The following is a 19,908-nucleotide window of genomic DNA, read 5'->3' on the forward strand; positions in this document are numbered from 1 at the left end:
CGCCGGTCCTACCCCAGCCGGACCGCGCCGTCCAGACGAATCGTTTCCGCGTTCAGCATCGCGTTCTCCGCGACGTGCAGGGCCAGGTCCGCGTACTCCTCCGGCCGGCCGAAGCGCGCGGGGTGGGCCACCTGGTCGCCGAGCGCGGCGAGCGCCTTCTCCGGGACGTCGGTGAGCAGCGGAGTGTGGAACATCCCCGGCGCGATGGTGACGACACGGATCTTCAGCGGCGCCAGGTCGCGCGCCGCGGGCAGCGTCATCCCCACGATGCCTCCCTTGGAGGCGGCGTAGGCGACCTGCCCGACCTGACCGTCGTACGCGGCGATGGAGGCCGTGTTGATGACGACACCGCGCTCGCCGTCGACTTCCTCGGCCTCGCCGATGCGCTCCGCGGCCAGCCGGAGCACGTTGAAGGTCCCCACCAGGTTGGTCCGGACGACCCGGTCGAACTCGGCGAGCGGGAAGGGACCGCGCCTGCCCACGGTCTTCACCGCGCTGCTCACCCCGGCGCAGTTCACGGCGATCCGCAGTGTCCCCAGCTCCCTCGCGGTGTCGAGCGCGGCGGTGACCTGCTCCTCGCTGGTGACATCGGTGGCCCGGAAGACGACTCGGTCGCCGAGCCGTGCCGCGACCTCCTCCCCCGGCGAGGAGGGCAGGTCCGCGATGACGACGCCCGCACCGGCCGCCGAGAACTTCTCCACCGTGGCCAGTCCGAGCCCCGAGGCGCCTCCGGTCACCAGGACCACGCTTTCCGCGACGTGCACGCTGCTCCCCTTCCACCAGGCCCGACCGGGACGACGTCCCGCTCCCGGTGGATCACCGGCTGCGGGGCCGGACCAGGCTACAGCGATCACCGGCGCCATCCTTGGGCCCGCCCGCGAAGTACCGCCCTCGCAGGCCGAGTTGTCGCGGCCGGGAACGGTTGTCCCCCGTGAGAGCTACGGCCAAGTGTCCCCTGTGAGGGGACGCTTCCCGACCTCGGCTTCTCTAGCGTTCGGTTCAGCCGCGGCGCCGCGTCACGGGCCGCACGAGGAACCGAGGAAAGAGTCGTCATGAGACTGGTATGGCAGGTCCTGGCCGTGGTCGCGGTCGTCGCGGCCGGTGGGCAGTGCGCCGTCGCGGTGCAGGACAACCCGTGGCTGTCGTTGCTGGTGGGCGGCCTGACCGTCGCGCTCTCCCTGTACGTCTACCGCTGGGTCGTGGGGCGCGCCGAGCAGCGCCCGGTCACCGAACTGGCCCCGGAGGGAGCGCGGGGGGCGCTCCTGCGCGGTCTGGCCGTCGGCGTCGTGATGTTCGGCTGCGTCATCGCGAACATCGCCTTCCTCGGTGACTACGACGTCCATGGCTACGGCTCGCTGACCGGGGCGATCGGGCTGGCCGGGTTCATGGCCGGCGCCGCCGTCACGGAGGAGCTGATGTTCCGCGGGCTGCTCTTCCGGCTCGTGGAGCGGGGGCTCGGCACGTACCTCTCACTGGTGCTGTCCGCCGTGGTGTTCGGCGCGATGCACCTGTTCAACAAGGACGCCACCGTGGTCGGCGCCCTCGCCATCGCGATCGAGGCCGGCGGCATGCTCGCCGCCGCGTACGCCGCCACCCGCTCCCTGTGGCTGCCGATCGGCCTGCACTTCGGCTGGAACTTCGCGGAGTCCGGCATCTTCGGCACCGCGGTCTCGGGCAACGGCGACACCCACGGGCTGCTGGACGCCTCGACGTCGGGCGCCGCGTGGGTCACGGGCGGCGAGTTCGGTCCCGAGGCGAGTGTGTACGCGGTGGTGTTCGGTGCGCTGATGACGGTCGCCTTCCTGTGGCTGGCGCACCGGCGCGGCCACATCGTCCCCCGGCGGCGTGCCGAGCGTGCCGACGCCCTGGCTACACTCGCGCGGTGATGAGCCTTCAGGGGGCCGGCCAGGTGTGGCGTCGGCTCGACGTCACGGTCCGCGACCTCCCGCTCGCGCTCCTGTTCCTGGCCGCCTCGTTCCTGCCGGGACTGCGCGGCCACGGGACGGAGCTCGGGGACCTGCCGGACCGCCCCTTCGACGCCCTCGCCCTCGGGGCGCTCGCCCTGGAGTGCCTGCCGCTCGCGGTGCGCCGGCGGTGGCCGGTCCTCTGCCTCGCCCTGGTGGCCTGCGGTTTCGCCCTGGACCAGGTGCGCGGTTACCACTCGGCGGCCGGTACCGCGCTGCCCATCGCGCTGATCAGCACGGGGTCGCATCTGGAACACCACCGGCGCGCCACCGTGATCCTGCTCTCCGTGGCGTACGTTCCGCTGGCCGTCGCGCTCACCCTGGCCGGTTCGGGCGGTGAGACGCCGACGGGGTTCGTGACGTTCTTCCTGGTCCTCGCCTCGGCCTGGGGAGCGGGCGCGTGGCTGCGTGCCACCCGGATCAGGGAGGAGGAGCGCCGCGAGCTGGCCGCCGCGGAGATCCGCGGCGCCGAACGCGCCCAGATCGCCCGGGAGCTGCACGACGTGGTGACCCACCATGTGACCGCGATGGTCGTCCAGGCCGACGCCGCCCGCTACTTGACGGGCGCGCCGCAGCGGCTCGAGCAGTCCCTGGCCGCCGTCAGCGACACCGGCCGCCGCGCCATGACCGACCTGCGCCATCTGCTCGACCTGCTCAACCCCGACCACGGCGCCGGCGCCACGGACGTCAGGGCGCCGGCCGTCGGCCGGGTCCTCACTCTCGTCGAGCAGACCCGCAGGGCCGGGCAGCCGGTGGACTTCACCGAGCAGGGCACGCCACCGGCGTCGACCGGCAGCGCCGACCTCGTCGCCTACCGGGTGGTGCAGGAAGCACTGACCAACGCCCTCAAGTACGCTCACGGCAGCCCGACTTCCGTCGAGGTGCGGCACGGAGAGAGGGAGATCACCGTGGAGGTGAGGACCGGCGGGTCCGGCGCGCGCACCGCCGCCGCGGTCGGCGGCGGACGGGGCCTGGCGGGTCTGCGGGAACGCGTCGGCGTCCTGGGCGGCGAGTTCAGCGCCGGCGGCTCCGACGGCGGCTTCACCGTACGGGCGCGCATCCCCGCCGGCAGCGCCTCGTGAGCGCACCGATCCGGGTCCTGGTCTGCGACGACCAGATGCTGATCCGCACCGGCCTCGTCACCATCATCGACGCCCAGCCCGACATGGAGGTGGCGGGTGAGTGCGGGGACGGGCGAACCGGGGTCGACCTCGCCCGCGAGCTGCGGCCCGACGTCGTCGTGATGGACATCCGCATGCCGGTCCTCGACGGACTCGAAGCCACCCGACTGCTGGCCGGCGCCGCGGTGCCCCACCCGGTCAAGGTCCTCGTGGTGACCACGTTCAACCTGGACGAGTACGTCTACGAGGCCCTGCGCGCCGGCGCCAGCGGCTTCCTGCTCAAGGACGCGCCCCCGGACCGGCTGCTCCACGGCATCAGGACCGTGGCCACCGGCGCGGCGCTCCTCGACCCCGATGTGACGCGCCAGCTCCTCGGCCGCTACGCCACCCGCATCCGTCCCGCGCGGGGCGCCTCCGGCGACCTCCCACTCACCCCGCGGGAGCTGGAGGTCCTCCGTCTCATCGCGGACGGCCTCTCCAACAGCGAGATCGCCGCGGCCCTGGTGATCAGTCAGGAGACCGTCAAGACGTTCGTCTCCCGCATCCTCACCAAGCTCCAGCTCCGCGACCGCGTCCAGGCCGTCGTGTACGCCTACCGCCACGGCCTGGCGACCTGACGGCCGCCGTACGGGTCACGGCGCAGGTGGACGGTGGCGGCGGCAGGACGGCCGGAAACGCCGGGAAGCCACCCTCACTGCTCCGTTAGCATGATCTGGCTCACGAGGGTCACCTTGTTCCGACATCTAACACATCGGCCAAACAGTTGATATCTATGGCATCGCGAATATTCTCGCGGGAAAACTACACAAACATGGTCACCGCCTGGCGCCGGCCGCGGGCGATGCTGTGGACCGCGGTCGTCGTGGTGGGGCTCGGTTTCCTCGTCGCGCTGGAGATCGCCGCGCGCCACTACGGGCTGCCGGGGCCGATCGCCAACCAGGCACGCGAGGTGATCTTCGCCCCCAAGTCGGGCCCGCTGCTCTACGCCAGCATGGCGTTGATGATGGTGGTGCTCACCTGGCGGCAGCGGTTCATCGCCGCCGGGGTCGCGGTCGGCGTCGACGTCGTCTTCTTCCTGGTGCGCTGGGCGGTCGACGCCAAGATGATGTTCGGCAACGGCGCGCTGTGGGTGATCATCGGCGTCGCCGTCATCGCCCTCGTCCGCCGCACCGGCGCGGAGCGCGTGCTGCTCCTGAAGGGCGTCGGGCTCGGGCTGCTGCTGGTGGCCGGCCGCAAGACCGGCGACACCTGGCTGCTCATCACGTCCAAGACGCGCCCCGAGGTGCTGGACCAGTACGTGGGGACCGCCGACCACGCGCTCGGGAACCCGTCGTGGGTGGTGGGGCGCATGGTCGAGGCCACGGGCCCGGTCGGCGAGCACGTCCTCGACTACGTGTACATCCAGCTCGCCGTGGCCGCCGTCGTGGTCGCCCTGTACCAGCTGCGGAACGTGGCGACCGAGCGCCGCTTCCCCGGCCACCACCTGGTGCGCACCTTCCTGGTCATCGGCCTGCTCGGCCCGGCCTTCTACATGATCTACCCGGTGGTCGGCCCGATCTTCGCGTACGGCGCCGACGGCGGGCAGTTCGCGACGGCCGACCTGTGGCCGGACGTCATGCCGCCGCTGAGCACCCCGCAGCACATGGGCTTCAACGAGATCACCCCGCGCAACTGCATGCCGAGCCTGCACACGGCGTGGGCCACCACGATCTTCATCCACTCCCGCAAGGGGCCGCGCCTCCTGCGGTTCGCGGGCACGTTCTGGCTGATCGCCACGCTCGGCGCCACGCTGGGCTTCGGCTACCACTACGGCGCGGACATCATCGCGGGCGTCGTCTTCGCGTTCACGATCGACGCGGCGATGCGGGCGCTCGACCGGGGCTGGGACAGGTCGGCCGTCCAGTTGGTCGCCTACGGCGCGACGGTCTTCACCCTGCTCCTGCTGTCCTACCGCTACCTGTCGATGCCGATGGCCAAGAACCCGTACGTCTTCGGCCCCCTGATGGTCCTGGCCATGGTCTCGGTGATCTACGGCTACATGCGCACGACGCGGCTCTGGGAACCGAAGCTCGCCCCTGCCGCCAAGCCGACGGAAGCGCAACCCGAGATGGTGTGAGCGGAACAGCGGCGGACCGTTGGGCCGGAAGGGGGAAGCGCTCCCCTTCCGGCCCTCTTTCATGGCCCTCCCCGGTGCCGTGAACGCCATACGACAAGCCGGACATAGCCGAGTATTCTGGACGCACGGCGGCGGGGTCTCGCCCCGCTCCGCGCCCTGGTTCGGCCGTGTGACGCCGTCGTGGCGTCGGGGTTCGCGGCCCTGTCCGCAGCACAGAACCACCTAGCTGGAGGTGGACGCAGTGACAACCTCTCCCAGGTCGCCGTCCATGGAAACGCACCCCGACATCGTCGACATGCGGGCCCGGCACGAGAGTGCCGAGCGCATGGCGAGTACGCCGAAGGTGCAGGCCATCGACACGATGGCCTTCCTCACAGGTCTCTACCTGGCTGCCTCGCCCTGGATCGTGGGCTTCAACGGCCTCACGCGCCTGAGCGTGGTCAACCTGATCGTGGGCATCTCCTACGCCCTGCTGATGAGCGGCGGCTTCGGCCGGGCCTACGACCGGACCCACAGCATGGCCTGGGCCGCCTGTGCGCTGGGTCTCTGGACCATCGTCGCGCCCTGGGTCGTGGCGGGTGACCAGAGCACCACGCGGACCGTGGTCAGCAACGTCATCACCGGCGCCGTCGCCACCCTGCTCGCCATGGCCGCCGCCATGGCCGCCAAGAAGGCGGAGTCCAAGGGCGGTGCGGGCCACGGCCGGCGGAGCGGGTCGTTCCGGGCCGGTTCCCACTGATCACGATCGAGGAGTGACACCGCAGGAGACACGCCACCGCGCCCCACGGCCACCACACCGCGGGGCGCGGTGGTGTGTCACCGCGTGCCCGTGGCGCCGCGTACCCCGGACACGTAGCCCGAAAGCGGGCCATCGGAGCGCGGAAGGGGACGTTTGGCCCAGTCCGCCGCGGGCACTTCGAGCATTTGCGCGCGACGATCAAAGGACGAAGCGCGATGTCCACAGACCCCCAGCGCGAGGTAGTGATGAGCGACCAGAACATGGCGGACGACGCCTACCAGCCCACCGGCGGCAACGAGGAGCAGGAGGACGCGGCCCCGCTGGACCTCCAGGACGCGGTGGACGAGCGGAGCTACGACGACATGCTCGACGAGGGCTACTCGCCGCCGGAGAAGCCCCTCGGCGTCGACAAGACGGGCACCACGGCGGAGGAGCAGCACGAGGGCGAGACGCTCGACGAGCGGCTCGCGCAGGAGGTGCCCGACACGGAGCCGCCGGCCGGTGACGGCGTCGGCGACCTGCCGGACGGCGAGGGGGAGCCCATGGACCCGGAGGCCGGTGAGCGCCGCGCGGGCCGCCTCGTGGCCCCCGACGAGGGCGCCCACCCGGACACCACGAAGGAGGTCGTCGCCACGGACGAGGGCATCGACGGAGGCGCGGCGTCCGCCGAGGAGGCCGCGATGCACGTCGTCCCCGACGAGGAGACGCCGCCGGCCCCGTAGGGGCCGCTCAGCGGCCCGCGCGGCGGGCCTCCGGATGACTGAACCTCCGCCCGGTGGGGCACGCGAATCGGGCACGACACGATCACGCACCAGGGTGCCCCGGCCGGGCCGGGCACCGGAACGGACGGCTATGAGCAGCGGTTTCATCGGTCCCGAAGGGTTCGGGCAGGACCCGTTCGGGGAGCTCTTCGCACGGTTCCTCGGCAGCGGCCGACGGCAGATCGACATCGGCAGGCTGATGAGCGGCCCGGCGCGGCAGCTCGTGGCGGCGGCGGCCTCGTACGCCGCCGAGCACGGCAAGAGCAACCTCGACACCGAGCACCTGCTGCGGGCGGCGCTGACCATCGAGCCGACCCGCGGTCTCGTCGCGCGCTCGGGGGCCGACCCGGAGCAGATCGCCGAGGAGATCGACCGGCACTCCGCGGAGACCGAGGGCGCCGTGCCCACGCAGGCCGTCGCGCTCACCCCGGCCGTGAAGCGCGCGCTGCTCGACGCGCACGAGGTGGCGCGGGCGGTCGGTGCCGGGTACATCGGCCCCGAGCACATCGTGATGGCCCTGGCGGCCAACCCCGACTCCGCGGCCGGGCACATCCTCAACGCGGCCCGCTTCGACCCGGGCCCGCCCGCGCAGGCGCCGCAGGGCCAGCCGGGCCCCGCCGAGCCGCGGCAGGGCGGCGGTGGCGGCGCCACGCCCACCCTCGACCAGTTCGGGCGGGACCTGACGGCGCGGGCCGCCGAGGGCGGCGTGGACCCGGTGATCGGCCGCGAGGAGGAGATCGAGCAGACCATCGAGGTGCTGTCGCGGCGCGGCAAGAACAACCCGGTGCTCATCGGGGACGCGGGCGTCGGCAAGACCGCCGTGGTGGAGGGACTGGCCCAGCGGATCGCCGACGGCGACGTGCCGGAGACCCTGGCGGACCGGCGTGTCATCGCCCTGGACCTGTCCGGCGTCGTGGCGGGCACCCGTTACCGCGGTGACTTCGAGGAGCGGCTGAACGGCATCATCGAGGAGGTCCGCGCCCACTCCGACGAGTTGATCGTGTTCATCGACGAGCTGCACACCATGGTGGGCGCGGGCGGCGGCGGACCCGAGGGCGGCTCGATGGACGCGGGCAACATGCTCAAGCCCGCCCTCGCCAGGGGCGAGCTGCACGTCATCGGGGCGACGACCCTGGAGGAGTACCGGCGCCACATCGAGAAGGACGCCGCGCTGGCCCGCCGCTTCCAGCCGATCCTGGTCGCGGAACCGAGCCCGGCGGACGCGGTGGAGATCCTGCGGGGTCTGAGCGACCGCTACGAGGCGCACCACCAGGTGCGCTACGCCGATGACGCGCTGCTGGCCGCCGTGGAGCTGTCGGACCGCTATCTGACCGAGCGTTTCCTGCCGGACAAGGCCATCGACCTCATGGACCAGGCGGGCGCGCGGGTGCGGCTGCGGGCCAGCACGAAGGGCACGGACGTCCGCGCCCTGGAGCGCGAGAGGGAGCAGCTGACCCGCGACAAGGACCAGGCGGTGGCGGCCGAGCAGTACGAGCGCGCCACCGAGCTGCGGGACCGCGTCGCCGCCCTGGCCCGCGAGATCGCCGCCGGGCAGGACCGCGGGCCGGGCGACGGGCGGATCGTGGAGGTGACCGCGGAGGACATCGCCGAGGTGGTGTCCCGGCAGACCGGCATCCCGGTGAGCACCCTCACGCAGGAGGAGAAGCAGCGCCTGCTCGGTCTGGAGGCGCATCTGCACGAGCGGGTCGTGGGCCAGGAGGAGGCCGTCAGCGCGGTGGCGGAGGCGGTCCTGCGCTCCCGCTCGGGCCTTTCGAGCCCGGACCGGCCGATCGGCAGCTTCCTCTTCCTCGGCCCGACGGGCGTGGGCAAGACGGAGCTGGCACGGGCGCTGGCGGAGGCGCTGTTCGGCAGCGAGGACCGGATGGTCCGCCTGGACATGAGCGAGTTCCAGGAGCGGCACACCGTCAGCAGGCTCGTCGGGGCGCCGCCCGGGTACGTCGGCCACGAGGAGGCGGGCCAGCTCACCGAGGCGGTGCGGCGTCACCCGTACTCGCTGCTGCTGCTCGACGAGGTGGAGAAGGCCCACCCCGACGTCTTCAACACCCTGCTCCAGGTCCTCGACGACGGACGCCTCACCGACGCGCAGGGGCGCACGGTGAACTTCACCAACACCGTCATCGTGATGACGAGCAACCTCGGCTCCGAGGCGCTGACCGGGCGCGGCGGCACCCTCGGTTTCCGTGCCGACGGCTCGGAGGCGGACGAGGAGGCGCGGCGGGAGCAGGTGCTGCGGCCGCTGCGGGAGCACTTCAGGCCGGAGTTCCTCAACCGGATCGACGAGGTGGTCATCTTCCGGCGGCTGTCGGGTGAGCAGCTGCGGCAGGTCACCGACCTGCTCCTGGAGGAGACCCGGCGCCGGCTGCGCGGGCAGGACGTCGCCATCGAGTTCACCCCGGCGGCGGTGGACTGGCTGGCGCGGCGCGGGCACCAGCCGGAGTACGGGGCGCGTCCGCTGCGCCGCACCATTCAGCGCGAGGTCGACAACCGGCTCTCGCGGCTGCTCCTCGACGGCCGTCTCACCCCGGGCAGCCGGGTCACGGTGGACGTCGCGGACGACGCGCTGACCATGGACACCACGGCGGGGGCGCCGGCCGTCTGACGGGTCGTCGGGCCGGTGCCCCGGGCTCGCGTCAGCGCGAGACGACGTGCCGCTCGTCGGGGACGCAGTGCGTCATGGTCAGTCCCTCGACGTCGCGCGGCGGGTTCTCGCCGAGGTTGGCGAGCCGCTTGCGGTCCTCGTCGGTGAGGTCCTGGCTCGCCAGCGGCTGGAGCCCGGCGACGTCCTTGGGGCCGATGCCGAGGCCCTCGCCGATCCTGAGACCGAGGTCGTTCTCGACGAGCAGGAAGTGCCAGACCATCCGCTCCTGCACGGGCCGGTCGCACTGGGAGAGCATGCCGACGAGGTTCCGCACGAGGTCGTCGCGCTCCCACTGCTCCATCAGGAGGTAGCGCTGGCCCGCCTGCTGGTAGTCGTTGGTGCGCGGGATGCGCTTGCGGGTGAGCCTGCCGCGGATCTCGGGGCCCTGTTCGTCGAGGGTGGGGTACTGCGCCTCGCGCAGGCCGCCGGTGATGGACGGCTCGTAGTTGACGATGGGGTTCTCGCCGCCCCCGTCGACGTAGTAGGCCATCTGGCCGTCGCGCTGGTTGGTGCGGACGTGCGCGTTCTTGGCCTGGTTGACGGGGAGCTGGAGGTAGTTGGGGCCGACGCGGTAGCGCTGGGTGTCGCTGTAGGAGAAGGTGCGGCCCACCAGCATCTTGTCGTCGGAGAAGTCGAGGCCGTCGACCAGGACGCCGGTGCCGAAGGAGATCTGCTCGTTCTCCGCGAAGAAGTTGGCGGGCATCCGGTCGAGCACCATCCGGCCGACGGCCTTGGGCGGGAAGTCCTGCTCGGGCCAGGTCTTGGTGTCGTCGAGCGGGTCGAAGTCCAGCTCGGGGTGGTCGTGGTCGTCCATGACCTGGACGAGCAGCTCCCACTCGGGGTGGTCGCCGCGCGAGACCGCCTCGTACAGGTCTTTGGTGGCGTGGCCGAGGCCTTGCGCCTGTACGTTGGCCGCGTCCTCCTCGGTCATGCTGCGGACGCCCTGCTTTGGCATCCAGTGGTACTTGACCAGGAGCGATTCACCCTGCTCGTTGATCCACTTGTAGGTGTTGACGCCGAAGCCCTGCATGTGGCGGTAGTCGGCGGGGATGCCGCGCGGGCTGAAGAGGTTGACCAGCATGTGCATGCACTCGGGCGTCTGCGACATGAAGTCGAAGATGCGGCGCGGCTGCTGCTCGAAGGTGACGGGGTCCGGCTTGAGGGCGTGGATGACGTCGGGGAACTTGATGGCGTCGCGGATGAAGAAGACGCCGAGGTTGTTGCCGACGAGGTCCCAGTTGCCGTCCTCGGTGTAGAACTTCACGGCGAAGCCGCGGGGGTCGCGGGCCGCCTCGGAGGAGTCGCGGCCGCCGATGACGGTGGAGAAGCGCACGGCGACGTCGGTGCGCTTGCCGCGCTCCTGGAAGAGCTTGGCGCGGGTGAAGCGGGCGATCGGCTCGTCGCCGAAGGTGCCGTACGCCTCGAAGAAGCCGTACGCGGTGACGCCGCGGGCGTGGACGACGCGCTCGGGGATGCGCTCGCGGTCGAAGTGGCTGATCTTCTCCAGGAACTGGTAGTTCTCCAGCGTCGCGGGGCCGCGGGCGCCGACGGTGCGCTGGTTCTGGTTGTCGTGGACGGGGTGGCCCTGCCGGTTGGTGAGCGTCGCCCGGTCGTCGTCCGGGGCGGGGCCCTTGCTCGATACGTCGGTCACTGCGTCGACTCCTTCGACCCGTGCTCGGCACGTGTCCCGTGCCTGATGATCATGACTGTGCTCGCTGTGTGTCCGGGGCTGCCGCCGGTCCGGGTTGCGCTGTCCGCGCTCACCCGTCCGTGTCGCCCGCGTCCTGGTCGTCCTCCCCTTCCGCCTGCGAGGGCGTCGTGCGCGGCGGGTCCGTCCGCTCGTCCGGGGCCGTACCGCCCGCGTCGTCGATGTCGGTGTCCCGCTCGCCCTCGGCCTGTGACGGGGTGGTCTCGCTCATGCGTCACGCCTCTCATTTATCCCGTTAGATGCCGATATGTCCATGGTGACCCGGGGCGACGGCTGTGTCCGTTCGTGTCGCGCACCCCCGGGTACCCGATCGCCCCGCCGTCATCCGGGAACCCCGGACATCCGACAAACCCGAAGGAGACCCATGACCGACCCCACCGCTCCCCCCGCCAGAGCGGCCGTCGTCACCGGCGCGGACTCCGGCATCGGCCGTGCCACGGCCGTCCGGCTCGCCGCGGCGGGCCTGGACGTCGGGATCACCTGGCACACCGACGAGGAGGGCGCCGAGAGGACGGCCGACGAGGTGCGCGGCCACGGCAGGCGCGCCGAGGTCGCCCGGATGGACCTGAGCCGGCTGCCCGACGAGGCGGCCGCGGTCGACCGGCTCGCCGAGCGCCTCGGCCGGATCGACGTCCTGGTCAACAACGCGGGCACGGGCACCGCGACGCCGTTCGTCGACCTCGGGTACGAGGACGTGCGGCGCGTCGTCGACGTGGACCTCGTCGGCCCGTTCCTCTGCGGTCAGCACGCCGCGCGCCGGATGATCCGGCAGGGCGACGGCGGCCGCATCGTCAACGTGACCTCCGTCCACGAGCACCAGCCCCGCGTGGGCGCCGCCCCGTACTGCGCGGCCAAGGGCGGACTCGGGCTGCTGACCCAGGTGATGGCCCTGGAGCTCGCGGAGCACGGGATCACCGTCAACGCGGTGGCCCCCGGCGAGATCGCCACGCCCATGACCGGCCAGGAGGACACCGACCCGCACACCGAGAGCCGCCCCGGCATCCCGCTGGGCCGCCCCGGCGACGCCCGGGAGATCGCGGCCGTCATCGCGTTCCTCGCGGGCCCCGACGCCTCGTACGTGACCGGCGCCTCCTACGTCGCCGACGGCGGCATGGTCCGCATGGGCCCCCAGGCCGGCTCCCATCTCCACAGCGACGCCTGGCGGCGGCCCTGAACCGGCCGGAGAGGTGGCCGCGGTGACTTGGCGGTATAAGGGGAGTGAGACATCCCGCGGCCCCGGGCGTCACGGGGCCCGACGGCGAAGTGGCCCGTGTCGAAGCCCGCGGACCGGGTACCGGGTCTGCCTGGAGCAGGGATCGTCTCAGACTGCCGACCTGCACGGTCAGTGCAGCAGCCGGCGTCCGGAAACGGAGCAGCAGGTGACGCGGAACGCAGAGAACGCCACTCCCGACCCCGCCCCTGGCGAGCGACAGCAGCCGGTCACCGAGCTGCGTCCCGCGGGGAGGCCCATCGGGGTGAACGAGGCCCGCCACGACGTCCCGGCGGAGGAACTGCCGCCCGACCTCAACCAGGCCATCCTGGAGGCGGCCAAGCAGGTGGGCGCCCTCCTGAAGCGGAACGGCCACGACTTCGCGCTCGCCGGCAGCGTGGCCGTGTACGCGCACGGAGGCGCGGGGAACCTCCAGCACGACGCCGACTTCTGCATCAAACCGGAGGACGCCGAAGCCGTCGCGGCGACGCTCTCCGAAGCCGGCCTGACGGTGTACCAGCCGCCCGAGGACTGGCTGCTCAAAGCCAAGTGCCTGGGCCAGGACATCGACCTCATCTTCGAACTGGCCCACCAGCCCGTCACCGCCGACCTGCTGGCGCGGGCCACCGAACTGCCGGTGGACTCGGTGCGGATGCCCGTCCTGGCCCCCACCGACCTGATGCGGGCCCTGCTCGCCGCCTTCTCCGAGCACCACTGCGACTTCGGCGCCGTCCTGCCGATCGCGCGGCAGCTGCGCGAGATGGTCGACTGGGAGACGGTCCGCAGGGACTGCCACGACGCCCCGATGCCGGCCGCCTTCCTGTACCTGCTGGAGCGCCTGCAAGTCGTCGCACCTTCGGGAGGAGCCCGATGAACGACCCGGCCAACATCGAGTACCGCATCGCCCACCTGCAAGAACGGCTCGCCGCCGAGGAACAGGGCGAGCTGGGCCTGCGCGTGGAGAACCGGGGTTCGTCCGTCACGGTCGCCGGGACCGTCTCCACGGCGCACTGCCGCGAGGAACTCCTGCGCACCGTGCGCGAGGAGCTGGACGGGCTCACGGTCCACTGCGACATCGTGGTCGCCGAGACGGCGGCCCCGGACCACCCGGAGGAGCTGTCATGATCCGCGTCGCAGCCGTCGGCGACATCCACATGGGCCTCGACAGCCAGGGGGTGCTCAGGCCCGCCTTCGAGACCCTGCCCGACTGCGCCGACCTGCTGCTCCTCGCCGGGGACCTCACCCGGCACGGCACGCCGGAGGAGGCCCGGGTCGTCGCCAAGGAGGTCACGGACCTGCCGGTCCCGGTCATCGCCGTGCTCGGCAACCACGACCACCACGACGAGAGGCCCGACGAGGTCACCGCGATCCTGCGCGACGCGGGCGTACGGGTCCTCGAAGGCGAGGGCACGGTCGTCGAGGTCGACGGGGCGCGGCTCGGCGTCGCGGGCACCAAGGGGTTCGGCGGTGGGTTCGTCGGGCGCTGCGGCAGCGAGTTCGGCGAGCGCATGATGAAGGACTTCATCCGCTACACCCGCCGCCGCGCCGACAGCCTGCGAGCCTCGCTCACCGACCTCGCCGAGCAGGGCTGCGAGACCCGGGTGGCGCTCACGCACTTCGCGCCGGTGCCGGACACCCTCGCGGGCGAGCCCCTGGAGATCTACCCGTTCCTCGGCAGCTACCTGCTGGCCGAGGCCGTCGACGCGGTGGGCGCCGACCTCGCCGTGCACGGCCACGCGCACGCGGGCACCGAGCACGGGATGACCAGCGGCGGCGTGCCGGTGCGCAACGTGGCCCAGCCCGTCATCCGCAAGGCGTTCAACGTCTACCACCTGCGGGGCCGCGAACACCCGGAGCCCGCGACGGCCGCGGCATCCGCCGACCGCTCGGGCTGACCCGGGCCCTTCAGTCCTGCCGCGCCAGCAGCCTCCGCACCACGCGGAGCACGTCGGGGGCCGTGCCGCCGGGGCCTTCCGGGTCACCGAGGAGCACGGCCGGGGTGCCCGCGGCGGCGGCGAGGTGCGCGGGGCCCGTACCGCCGGTGATGACGGCGTCGGCGGCGCGCAGGACGCCCGACAGGGTCCGCAGGTCCGTCCGGCCGCCCAGGTCGACGGCGGTGTCACCGCTGACCCGCCGGGTCAGTCCTTTCTCCTCCGGTCCTCCGGTGACGACGACGCGGTGGCCGCCGTCGGCGAGCAGGACGACCGCTTCGGCCGCGCGCTCGGCGTCCCGGGCGCTGACCGGGGCGCCCGTGCCCGGGTGCAGCACGACGTACGGGCCGTTGCCGGTGAGGTCGGTGGTGTCGGGGGCCGGGTGGACGCGGAGCCTGCCGTCGTCGCCGTGGCGCGGAGCGAAACCGAGGGACGCGGCCGTGGCGAGCGCCGCCTCGGCGGCGTGGCCGCCGCGGCCGTCGCCCCCGGCGCGGGGCAGGTGCGCCGTCCGGGTCGGCAGCGCGGCGGGCGGCGGGCCCTCCTCGGGCGGGGTCAGCACGAGCGCGGCGTCGAACGCCGCTTCCGCGAGCCGCCCGCGCAGTCCGTTCGGGTCCGCGTCGTCCACGGCGGACGGCCCGTCGCCCGCCCCCGGCGCCTCGCGTACGAGGACGTCGTCGACGCCCGGCAGCAGCCGTGCCGCGAGGGCCCCGCGGGGCCCGCACATCACCGTCACGTGGTCGGCCGAGGCCGCGACGGCGCGGACCGCGGGGCCCGCGAGAAGCACCCCGGACATGCTGTCCGGGCAGACCACGAGCGCTTTCATGACGCGTCCTCCCTGTCCCTGTCCCTGCCACCGTCACCAAGAGCTGTCGCCCGGGGCCACCGGGAGCCGTCGCCGGCGCGGTCACCACGAGCACGCATGGCGTGTGCCCCGCACCGCTTCCGGCACGCTCCGGCGTCCGCCTTCGCAGCGGGCGGCGGCCCGGCGGTCGACCTGGTCGGCGATGGTGCGTTTCAGCCCGTCGTCCCAGTCGGTCCTCGGGGTCCAGCCGAAGAGTTCGTGGGCGAAGCCGGTCAGCGGGCGGGGCGGCTCCGGCACATCGGCGCCGGTGTGCCGCAGGGGCGCGTCGGAGCCCGTCAGGGCGAGCACCTTGCGGGCGATCTCGGCCACGGTGGTGCCGCCGTCTCCGCCGATGTCCACCGGCCGCACCGACCGGCTCGCGGCCACCAGGAGCACGCCGTCGACCGTGTCGTCGACGTAGGCGAGGGAGGGCGCGAGGCTGCCGTCGCCGGGGACGGTGACCGGTTCGCCGTCGAGGGCCTGCCGGATCAGCTCGGGGATCATGAGCCCGTCCCCGGGGCCCATGCGCGGGCCGTACGTCGGGAAGACCCGCACGATCCCCGCGTCGGCCTCCTCCGCGCTCACGAAGGCGGTGGTCAGGGTCTCGGCGAAGCGCCGGGAGTCGTCGTCGGCGCCGCCCCGGCCCGGGGCCCCCTCGGCGTGGCAGGTGGAGGCGAGCAGGAAGCGGGCGCCGTCCCTGGCGGCCACGGCGAGCGCGTTGCGCGTGCCGAGGCTGGCGGTGTCGAGCGCGTCCAGCGGGCGCTGCCGCGAACCGGCGGCCGAGGCGAGGCACGCCAGGTGCAGCACGAGGTCGTAGGGGCCCGGCAGGGTGCCGGGGACGCCGGGCCGCGCGAGGTTCCGCTCCAGGTGCCGGAAGCGGGGGTGGTCCGCGAGGTGGGCGATGTCGTGGGCGGCGGCGAGCGGCAGGTCGTCCACGCAGTCGACCTCGACGCCCGCGTCGAGCAGGCGCTCGCACAGGTGTGAGCCGAGGAATCCGGCGCCGGCGGTCACCATGGCGCGCCGCCAGGGCGGCGGGGCCACGGGCGCCATGGAGAACATCGCCTCCGTGCCGGGGGGACGGGGGCGCGGGTGACGGCTCGTGGGAGGACGCATGGAAGCACCTTCTTTCGCCGGATGGCCCGCCGGAGCGCCGGGCGCCTCGTACGGCGTCAGGGCCAGGACGGTTCCCTGCGGGGGACGACGACCAGTTCGCCCACCACGCTGCCCGCCGGGACCGAGAGTGCGTACAGAACCGTGTCGGCCACGATGTCCGGGCTCTGGAGCATCGCGACGTCGGCGTCGGGGAAGCGCTCCATGACGAACGGGGTCTCCATGCCGCCCGCGATGATCCCGGTGACGCCGATGCCCGCGCAGTCGCGCTGCGCCTCCTTGAAGAGGGTGTGGGTGAACGCCCGCAGCCCCGACTTGGCCGACGCGTAGGGGGCCGCCTCGGTCCACGTCCGGTTCGCCGCGGTGGACAGGATGTTCACGATGTGGCCGCCGCCACGGGCGATCATGCGGCGGTAGGTCTCCAGGCAGAGGTACATGGGCCCGAGCAGGTCGGTCTCCACGACCCGGGTCACCTCCTCTGCCGTCAGGTGCTCGATCGGTCTGGACACGTCCACGGCGGCGTTGTTGACCAGGATGTCGACCGGCTCCCCCGCCCCGTCGAGGTCGCGGAAGACCGCGGCCACGCCCGCGGCGTCGCGTACGTCCAGCTCCACGAAGCGGGCCTCGCCGCCGTCGGCGGCGAGTTCCGCGCACAGCTCCACGGCGAGGTCCTTGCGGACGTCGGCTACCAGGACGCCGGCCCCGGCGGCGGCCAGCCGCCGGGCGATGGAGGCGCCGAGGCCGCGGGCCGCACCGGTCACCAGCGCGCGCCTGCCGTGGAGGTCGATTGCTGCTGCGGCGCCCATGCTGTGCCTTCCGTGGTCCGGTGGTCCGGGGTGCGCTGTGCCTTCCGTGGTCCGGGTGCGGGCGGTTCGCGCGGGGTGACCGCACCACCTCCCACTGTGACCCGGGGGACGCCGCACGGCATGTCGGGAGCGGTTTCGGTGAGCGTCACGGGGCTGTGGTCCGCGTCACCGCGCGAGGGGGGCGGCGGACGGCCCGCCGAGCCGCCCGGCGAAGCGTGTGAGCAAGCACACCAGGAGCGTCAACAGCCATATGCGGCACAGCAATTGCGGATTCCCGGCCCGCCGCGGGCAGAGGCGTCTCACAGCCCGGGAGAAGCGCTTCGGGACCGTCTGCCACCATGGTCATCGCCGTACTTCCGGAGCGTTTCGCGACGTCGCGACGCCGACCGGGAGACGCCCTCTCGGCGACACGGCGCCCATACACCTCCGGTGGAGCGACCGCGCAGAGCCGCGCGCGTCCCCGACCTCCGCCGGCACCGCCCGAGTCCCCGCCGACTCGCCCGAGCCCCGAGTACGCCTGTGTCTTCCTCTCCCCCTGCCTCTCCTGCCCCGTCCGCCGCTGTTCACACACCGGACCCCGACGCATCGGCCCCTGACGCCTCCCGGTCCCCGTGGCGGTCGCTGAAGTACCGCAGCATGCGCTGGTGGTCGGTCGCGAACTTCGTGTCGAACGCCGGTACGTGGATGCAGCTCACCGTGCAGAACCTGCTGGTGCTGCAGATCACCGGCTCCGCGGCGGCCACCGGCCTGTCCATGTCCGTGCAGGCCGCGCCCGCGCTCCTGATGAGCATCGTGGGCGGCGCGGCGGTCGACCGCTGGCCCCGCAAGCTCACGGCCGCCGTCAGCCAGGCGCTGCTCGGCGCCATCGCCTTCACGACGGCCGTCCTGGTGGCGTGCGGGGGGCTCAACCTGACCGTGCTCATGGGCCTCGCCGCCGTGACCGGCGTCATCGCCACGGTCGACGGGCCCGCGTGCGCGCTCCTCGGCAACGACCTCGTGCCGCCGCAGGACGTGCCCTCCGCCATCGGCGTGGGCTCGCTCGTGCACAGCGCGGGGCGGCTCGCGGGCGCCGCGCTCGGCGGTGTCACGGTCGGCTTCCTCGGCACGGCCGCGGCCTACGCCGCCAACGGCGTGTCGTTCCTCTTCGTGGCCTCGGTCATCCCCTTCCTGCGTCCCGCCCACGGGGCGGTGCGCGGCGCGGTGGCCGAGCTGCCCGCGCCCGCCGGGGCGACGGTGGGCGAGGACATGACCGTGCGGCAGGGCCTGGCCTTCTTCATGCGGCGGCCCCGCCTGGTCGCCCTCGCGGGCATCACCGGGATCAGCGCGGTCTTCGGCCGCAACTACAACCTCACGCTGGTCGTCCTGGTCACCGGGCCGCTGGCCGGGAGCGCCGGGGCGTTCGGCACGGTCTCGACGGTCCTCGCGGTCGGCGGCATCATCGGCGCGGTGCTCGGCGCCCGGCTGCGCAAGCCGTCCGTGCGCCTGGTGGGCACGCTGGCCGCAGCGGGCGGCCTGCTGCAGGTCCTCGCGGGCCTCTCCCCCACCTTCGCGGTGCTGCTCGTCCTGGTGCTGCCGATGGCCGTCGTGGAGTCGGTCTCCGACACGGCGGGCACGACGGTCCTCCAGACCGACCCGCCCGCCCATCTGCGCGGCCGTGTCCTCGGCGTGTGGGGCAGCATCAGCACGGCGTGGGGCCTCGGTGGCCCGCCCGCGCTCGGCCTGCTCATGGAGCTGACCGGCGCCCGTGGCGCGCTGATCGGCGGCGGCCTCCTCATCGCCGGTTCGATCGGCGGCGGCTTCCTGCTGCGCGGGCGCCGCGGCACGGCGCCGGTCCTGTTCCGCACGGACGCGCCCCAGCCCGCGCTGGGCACCGCCGCCTGACTTTCCGCGGGGCCCGCGAGCCGCTACGGCCGGGCCGCCCCCGCCGCCCGGCGCCACCGCGGCTCCGGCGGGGCGGCGGGCTGCGGACCAGGAAGGGCCCGTACCGCCGCGACCACCTCCTCCGGGGTGATCCGGAGCAGCCGCTCGTCCGGCTCGCCGCCGTGGGCGTCGCCCGGCCGCGCCGAGCCGTCGCCGTCCGGGTGCCACAGCGCCCGGTGGCGCTGGCCGGGCGGCGGGCCCCAGAGGCGGGGCGCCACCGGGCCGAAGAGGACGACCGAAGGGGTGCCGAGCGCCGTCGCCAGATGGGCGAGCCCGGTGTCCCCGACGACCACGCAGCGGGCGTGCGCCACCAGCGCCGTCAGCGCGTCGAACGGCACGTCGGCCGCGCCGCCGAGCACGGCGTCCGCCGGGAGCCCGGCCGCGGCGGCCACGCGCTGCGCGAGCGGCCCCTCCCCCGCCCCCGCCGTCACCACGACCCGGTGCCCGCGCGCCCCCAGCTCCCGCGCCACGGCGGCGAACCGCTCCGGCGGCCAGCGGCGGGCGCCCGCGTCGGCGCCGGGGTGCACGACGGTCGCGCCGGGCGCCGGCGAGGGCGCCGCGGGCCACGGGATGCGCACGTCGGCGGGGTCGGCCTCGATCCCGTACCACGACAGGAGCCGGCACCAGCGCTCCCGCTCGTGCTCGTCCTCCCGCCACACGGGGCCCTCGATGCCCGGCGTCCCGGGGTGCGCGTAGGCGAGGAGCCGCCCGGGGCGGAGCCGGTGGAGCAGCAGATGGCTGGGCGGGCCGTTGCCGTGCAGGTCCACGGCGACGTCGGGCGGCGGCCCCGTCCAGGGCAGGCTCCCGGGCACCGCGCGCCCCGCGGCCGACGCGGGCAGCAGCCGGTCCACCACCCCGGTCGCGGCGGCGGGCGCGGCCAGGCGTCCGGGCGCCGCGAGCACGATCTCGTGCCCCGGCAGCCGCCGCCGCAGGGCGCGCAGCGCGGGGACGACGGCCAGCAGGTCGCCGAGCCCGAGCGCCCGCAGCACGAGCACCCGGGAGCGGTCGGCGTCGCCGCCCAC

At 73.6% G+C, this 19,908-nt stretch carries 19 protein-coding genes; 12 read left to right on the forward strand and 7 right to left on the reverse strand.

Features of this window, described 5'->3' with window-relative positions; genetic code table 11:
• Nucleotides 1–8: 8 nt before the first annotated feature.
• Nucleotides 9–764 carry an SDR family NAD(P)-dependent oxidoreductase gene (locus DCW30_RS26030; protein ID WP_076683909.1) on the reverse strand — a complete coding sequence of 252 codons (756 nt, stop codon included), beginning with the start codon at nucleotides 762–764 and terminating at the stop codon, nucleotides 9–11.
• 288 nt (nucleotides 765–1,052) lie between these two features.
• Here DCW30_RS26030 and DCW30_RS26035 point away from each other — a divergent pair, with 288 nt between their 5' ends.
• The 7 genes from DCW30_RS26035 to DCW30_RS26065 all read left to right on the forward strand — a co-directional run bounded on the left by DCW30_RS26035 (nucleotide 1,053) and on the right by DCW30_RS26065 (nucleotide 9,321).
• The gene (locus DCW30_RS26035; RefSeq protein ID WP_076683910.1) at nucleotides 1,053–1,886 is read left to right on the forward strand and encodes a CPBP family intramembrane glutamic endopeptidase; all 834 of its coding nucleotides are present in this window, start codon (nucleotides 1,053–1,055) and stop codon (nucleotides 1,884–1,886) included.
• Complete coding sequence (locus DCW30_RS26040) at nucleotides 1,886–3,046, forward strand: sensor histidine kinase (RefSeq protein ID WP_076683911.1); 1,161 nt, start codon at nucleotides 1,886–1,888, stop codon at nucleotides 3,044–3,046. Before DCW30_RS26035 ends, DCW30_RS26040 begins: the two co-directional genes overlap by 1 nt.
• Nucleotides 3,043–3,702 (forward strand): response regulator, encoded by a 660-nt coding sequence (locus DCW30_RS26045; protein WP_062773463.1) that lies wholly within the window; start codon nucleotides 3,043–3,045, stop codon nucleotides 3,700–3,702. The genes DCW30_RS26040 and DCW30_RS26045 overlap by 4 nt, the downstream gene beginning before the upstream one ends.
• Nucleotides 3,703–3,896: 194 nt before the next feature.
• Nucleotides 3,897–5,201: a phosphatase PAP2 family protein gene (locus DCW30_RS26050; protein ID WP_237283362.1), complete on the forward strand. Its 1,305-nt coding sequence runs from the start codon at nucleotides 3,897–3,899 to the stop codon at nucleotides 5,199–5,201.
• Nucleotides 5,202–5,469: 268 nt separating this feature from the next.
• On the forward strand, nucleotides 5,470–5,940 hold the full coding sequence (locus DCW30_RS26055) for an SPW repeat protein (RefSeq protein WP_076683912.1): 471 nt from the start codon (nucleotides 5,470–5,472) through the stop codon (nucleotides 5,938–5,940).
• A 245-nt stretch (nucleotides 5,941–6,185) separates the two neighbouring features.
• Complete coding sequence (locus DCW30_RS26060) at nucleotides 6,186–6,662, forward strand: DUF5709 domain-containing protein (protein WP_076683913.1); 477 nt, start codon at nucleotides 6,186–6,188, stop codon at nucleotides 6,660–6,662.
• Between the two features lie 130 nt (nucleotides 6,663–6,792).
• Complete coding sequence (locus DCW30_RS26065) at nucleotides 6,793–9,321, forward strand: ATP-dependent Clp protease ATP-binding subunit (protein WP_076683914.1); 2,529 nt, start codon at nucleotides 6,793–6,795, stop codon at nucleotides 9,319–9,321.
• A gap of 31 nt (nucleotides 9,322–9,352) precedes the next feature.
• Here the strand turns inward: DCW30_RS26065 and DCW30_RS26070 are convergent, their stop codons facing one another.
• Complete coding sequence (locus tag DCW30_RS26070) at nucleotides 9,353–11,011, reverse strand: catalase (protein WP_076683915.1); 1,659 nt, start codon at nucleotides 11,009–11,011, stop codon at nucleotides 9,353–9,355.
• A gap of 109 nt (nucleotides 11,012–11,120) precedes the next feature.
• Nucleotides 11,121–11,279, reverse strand: a complete 159-nt coding sequence (locus DCW30_RS36865; RefSeq protein ID WP_162933553.1) for a hypothetical protein — start codon at nucleotides 11,277–11,279, stop codon at nucleotides 11,121–11,123.
• A gap of 153 nt (nucleotides 11,280–11,432) precedes the next feature.
• Between DCW30_RS36865 and DCW30_RS26075 the strand changes: the two genes are divergently transcribed.
• From DCW30_RS26075 to DCW30_RS26090, 4 genes are all read left to right on the forward strand, one after another.
• Nucleotides 11,433–12,242 carry an SDR family oxidoreductase gene (locus DCW30_RS26075; RefSeq protein WP_062773450.1) on the forward strand — a complete coding sequence of 270 codons (810 nt, stop codon included), beginning with the start codon at nucleotides 11,433–11,435 and terminating at the stop codon, nucleotides 12,240–12,242.
• A gap of 205 nt (nucleotides 12,243–12,447) precedes the next feature.
• Nucleotides 12,448–13,152, forward strand: coding sequence for a nucleotidyltransferase family protein (locus tag DCW30_RS26080; protein WP_076683916.1), 705 nt, complete (start codon nucleotides 12,448–12,450; stop codon nucleotides 13,150–13,152).
• A complete protein-coding gene (locus DCW30_RS26085; protein ID WP_062773443.1) occupies nucleotides 13,149–13,403 on the forward strand; it encodes a hypothetical protein in 255 nt (84 codons plus the stop codon). The genes DCW30_RS26080 and DCW30_RS26085 overlap by 4 nt, the downstream gene beginning before the upstream one ends.
• Complete coding sequence (locus DCW30_RS26090) at nucleotides 13,400–14,173, forward strand: metallophosphoesterase family protein (RefSeq protein ID WP_076683917.1); 774 nt, start codon at nucleotides 13,400–13,402, stop codon at nucleotides 14,171–14,173. Before DCW30_RS26085 ends, DCW30_RS26090 begins: the two co-directional genes overlap by 4 nt.
• Before the next feature lie 10 nt (nucleotides 14,174–14,183).
• On the opposite strand, the gene DCW30_RS26095 is transcribed toward DCW30_RS26090, so the two are convergent.
• The 3 genes from DCW30_RS26095 to DCW30_RS26105 all read right to left on the reverse strand — a co-directional run bounded on the left by DCW30_RS26095 (nucleotide 14,184) and on the right by DCW30_RS26105 (nucleotide 16,966).
• The gene (locus DCW30_RS26095; protein WP_076683918.1) at nucleotides 14,184–15,032 is read right to left on the reverse strand and encodes a glycosyltransferase family 9 protein; all 849 of its coding nucleotides are present in this window, start codon (nucleotides 15,030–15,032) and stop codon (nucleotides 14,184–14,186) included.
• An 81-nt stretch (nucleotides 15,033–15,113) separates the two neighbouring features.
• Complete coding sequence (locus tag DCW30_RS26100; protein WP_335755765.1) at nucleotides 15,114–16,163, reverse strand: NAD-dependent epimerase/dehydratase family protein; 1,050 nt, start codon at nucleotides 16,161–16,163, stop codon at nucleotides 15,114–15,116.
• 56 nt (nucleotides 16,164–16,219) lie between these two features.
• Nucleotides 16,220–16,966, reverse strand: a complete 747-nt coding sequence (locus tag DCW30_RS26105; protein WP_076683920.1) for an SDR family oxidoreductase — start codon at nucleotides 16,964–16,966, stop codon at nucleotides 16,220–16,222.
• A 636-nt stretch (nucleotides 16,967–17,602) separates the two neighbouring features.
• On the opposite strand from DCW30_RS26105, the gene DCW30_RS26110 reads away from it, so the two are divergent.
• A complete protein-coding gene (locus tag DCW30_RS26110) occupies nucleotides 17,603–18,847 on the forward strand; it encodes an MFS transporter (RefSeq protein WP_237283363.1) in 1,245 nt (414 codons plus the stop codon).
• Nucleotides 18,848–18,870: 23 nt separating this feature from the next.
• On the opposite strand, the gene DCW30_RS26115 is transcribed toward DCW30_RS26110, so the two are convergent.
• Nucleotides 18,871–19,908, reverse strand: a complete 1,038-nt coding sequence (locus tag DCW30_RS26115; RefSeq protein WP_079249951.1) for a glycosyltransferase family 9 protein — start codon at nucleotides 19,906–19,908, stop codon at nucleotides 18,871–18,873.

This window comes from Streptomyces alfalfae (assembly GCF_004127445.1).
Lineage (GTDB): Bacteria > Actinomycetota > Actinomycetes > Streptomycetales > Streptomycetaceae > Streptomyces > Streptomyces alfalfae.

Bases quoted from the DNA above. Each gene is read 5' to 3' on its own strand.
- DCW30_RS26035 (WP_076683910.1), top strand. From the start codon at position 1,053: ATGAGACTGGTATGGCAGGTCCTGGCCGTGGTCGCGGTCGTCGCGGCC.
- DCW30_RS26100 (WP_335755765.1), bottom strand. From the start codon at position 16,163: ATGCGTCCTCCCACGAGCCGTCACCCGCGCCCCCGTCCCCCCGGCACG.
- DCW30_RS36865 (WP_162933553.1), bottom strand. From the start codon at position 11,279: ATGAGCGAGACCACCCCGTCACAGGCCGAGGGCGAGCGGGACACCGAC.
- DCW30_RS26055 (WP_076683912.1), top strand. From the start codon at position 5,470: ATGGAAACGCACCCCGACATCGTCGACATGCGGGCCCGGCACGAGAGT.
- DCW30_RS26050 (WP_237283362.1), top strand. From the start codon at position 3,897: ATGGTCACCGCCTGGCGCCGGCCGCGGGCGATGCTGTGGACCGCGGTC.
- DCW30_RS26105 (WP_076683920.1), bottom strand. From the start codon at position 16,966: ATGGGCGCCGCAGCAGCAATCGACCTCCACGGCAGGCGCGCGCTGGTG.
- DCW30_RS26095 (WP_076683918.1), bottom strand. From the start codon at position 15,032: ATGAAAGCGCTCGTGGTCTGCCCGGACAGCATGTCCGGGGTGCTTCTC.
- DCW30_RS26065 (WP_076683914.1), top strand. From the start codon at position 6,793: ATGAGCAGCGGTTTCATCGGTCCCGAAGGGTTCGGGCAGGACCCGTTC.
- DCW30_RS26040 (WP_076683911.1), top strand. From the start codon at position 1,886: ATGAGCCTTCAGGGGGCCGGCCAGGTGTGGCGTCGGCTCGACGTCACG.
- DCW30_RS26060 (WP_076683913.1), top strand. From the start codon at position 6,186: ATGAGCGACCAGAACATGGCGGACGACGCCTACCAGCCCACCGGCGGC.
- DCW30_RS26085 (WP_062773443.1), top strand. From the start codon at position 13,149: ATGAACGACCCGGCCAACATCGAGTACCGCATCGCCCACCTGCAAGAA.
- DCW30_RS26075 (WP_062773450.1), top strand. From the start codon at position 11,433: ATGACCGACCCCACCGCTCCCCCCGCCAGAGCGGCCGTCGTCACCGGC.
- DCW30_RS26090 (WP_076683917.1), top strand. From the start codon at position 13,400: ATGATCCGCGTCGCAGCCGTCGGCGACATCCACATGGGCCTCGACAGC.
- DCW30_RS26110 (WP_237283363.1), top strand. From the start codon at position 17,603: ATGCGCTGGTGGTCGGTCGCGAACTTCGTGTCGAACGCCGGTACGTGG.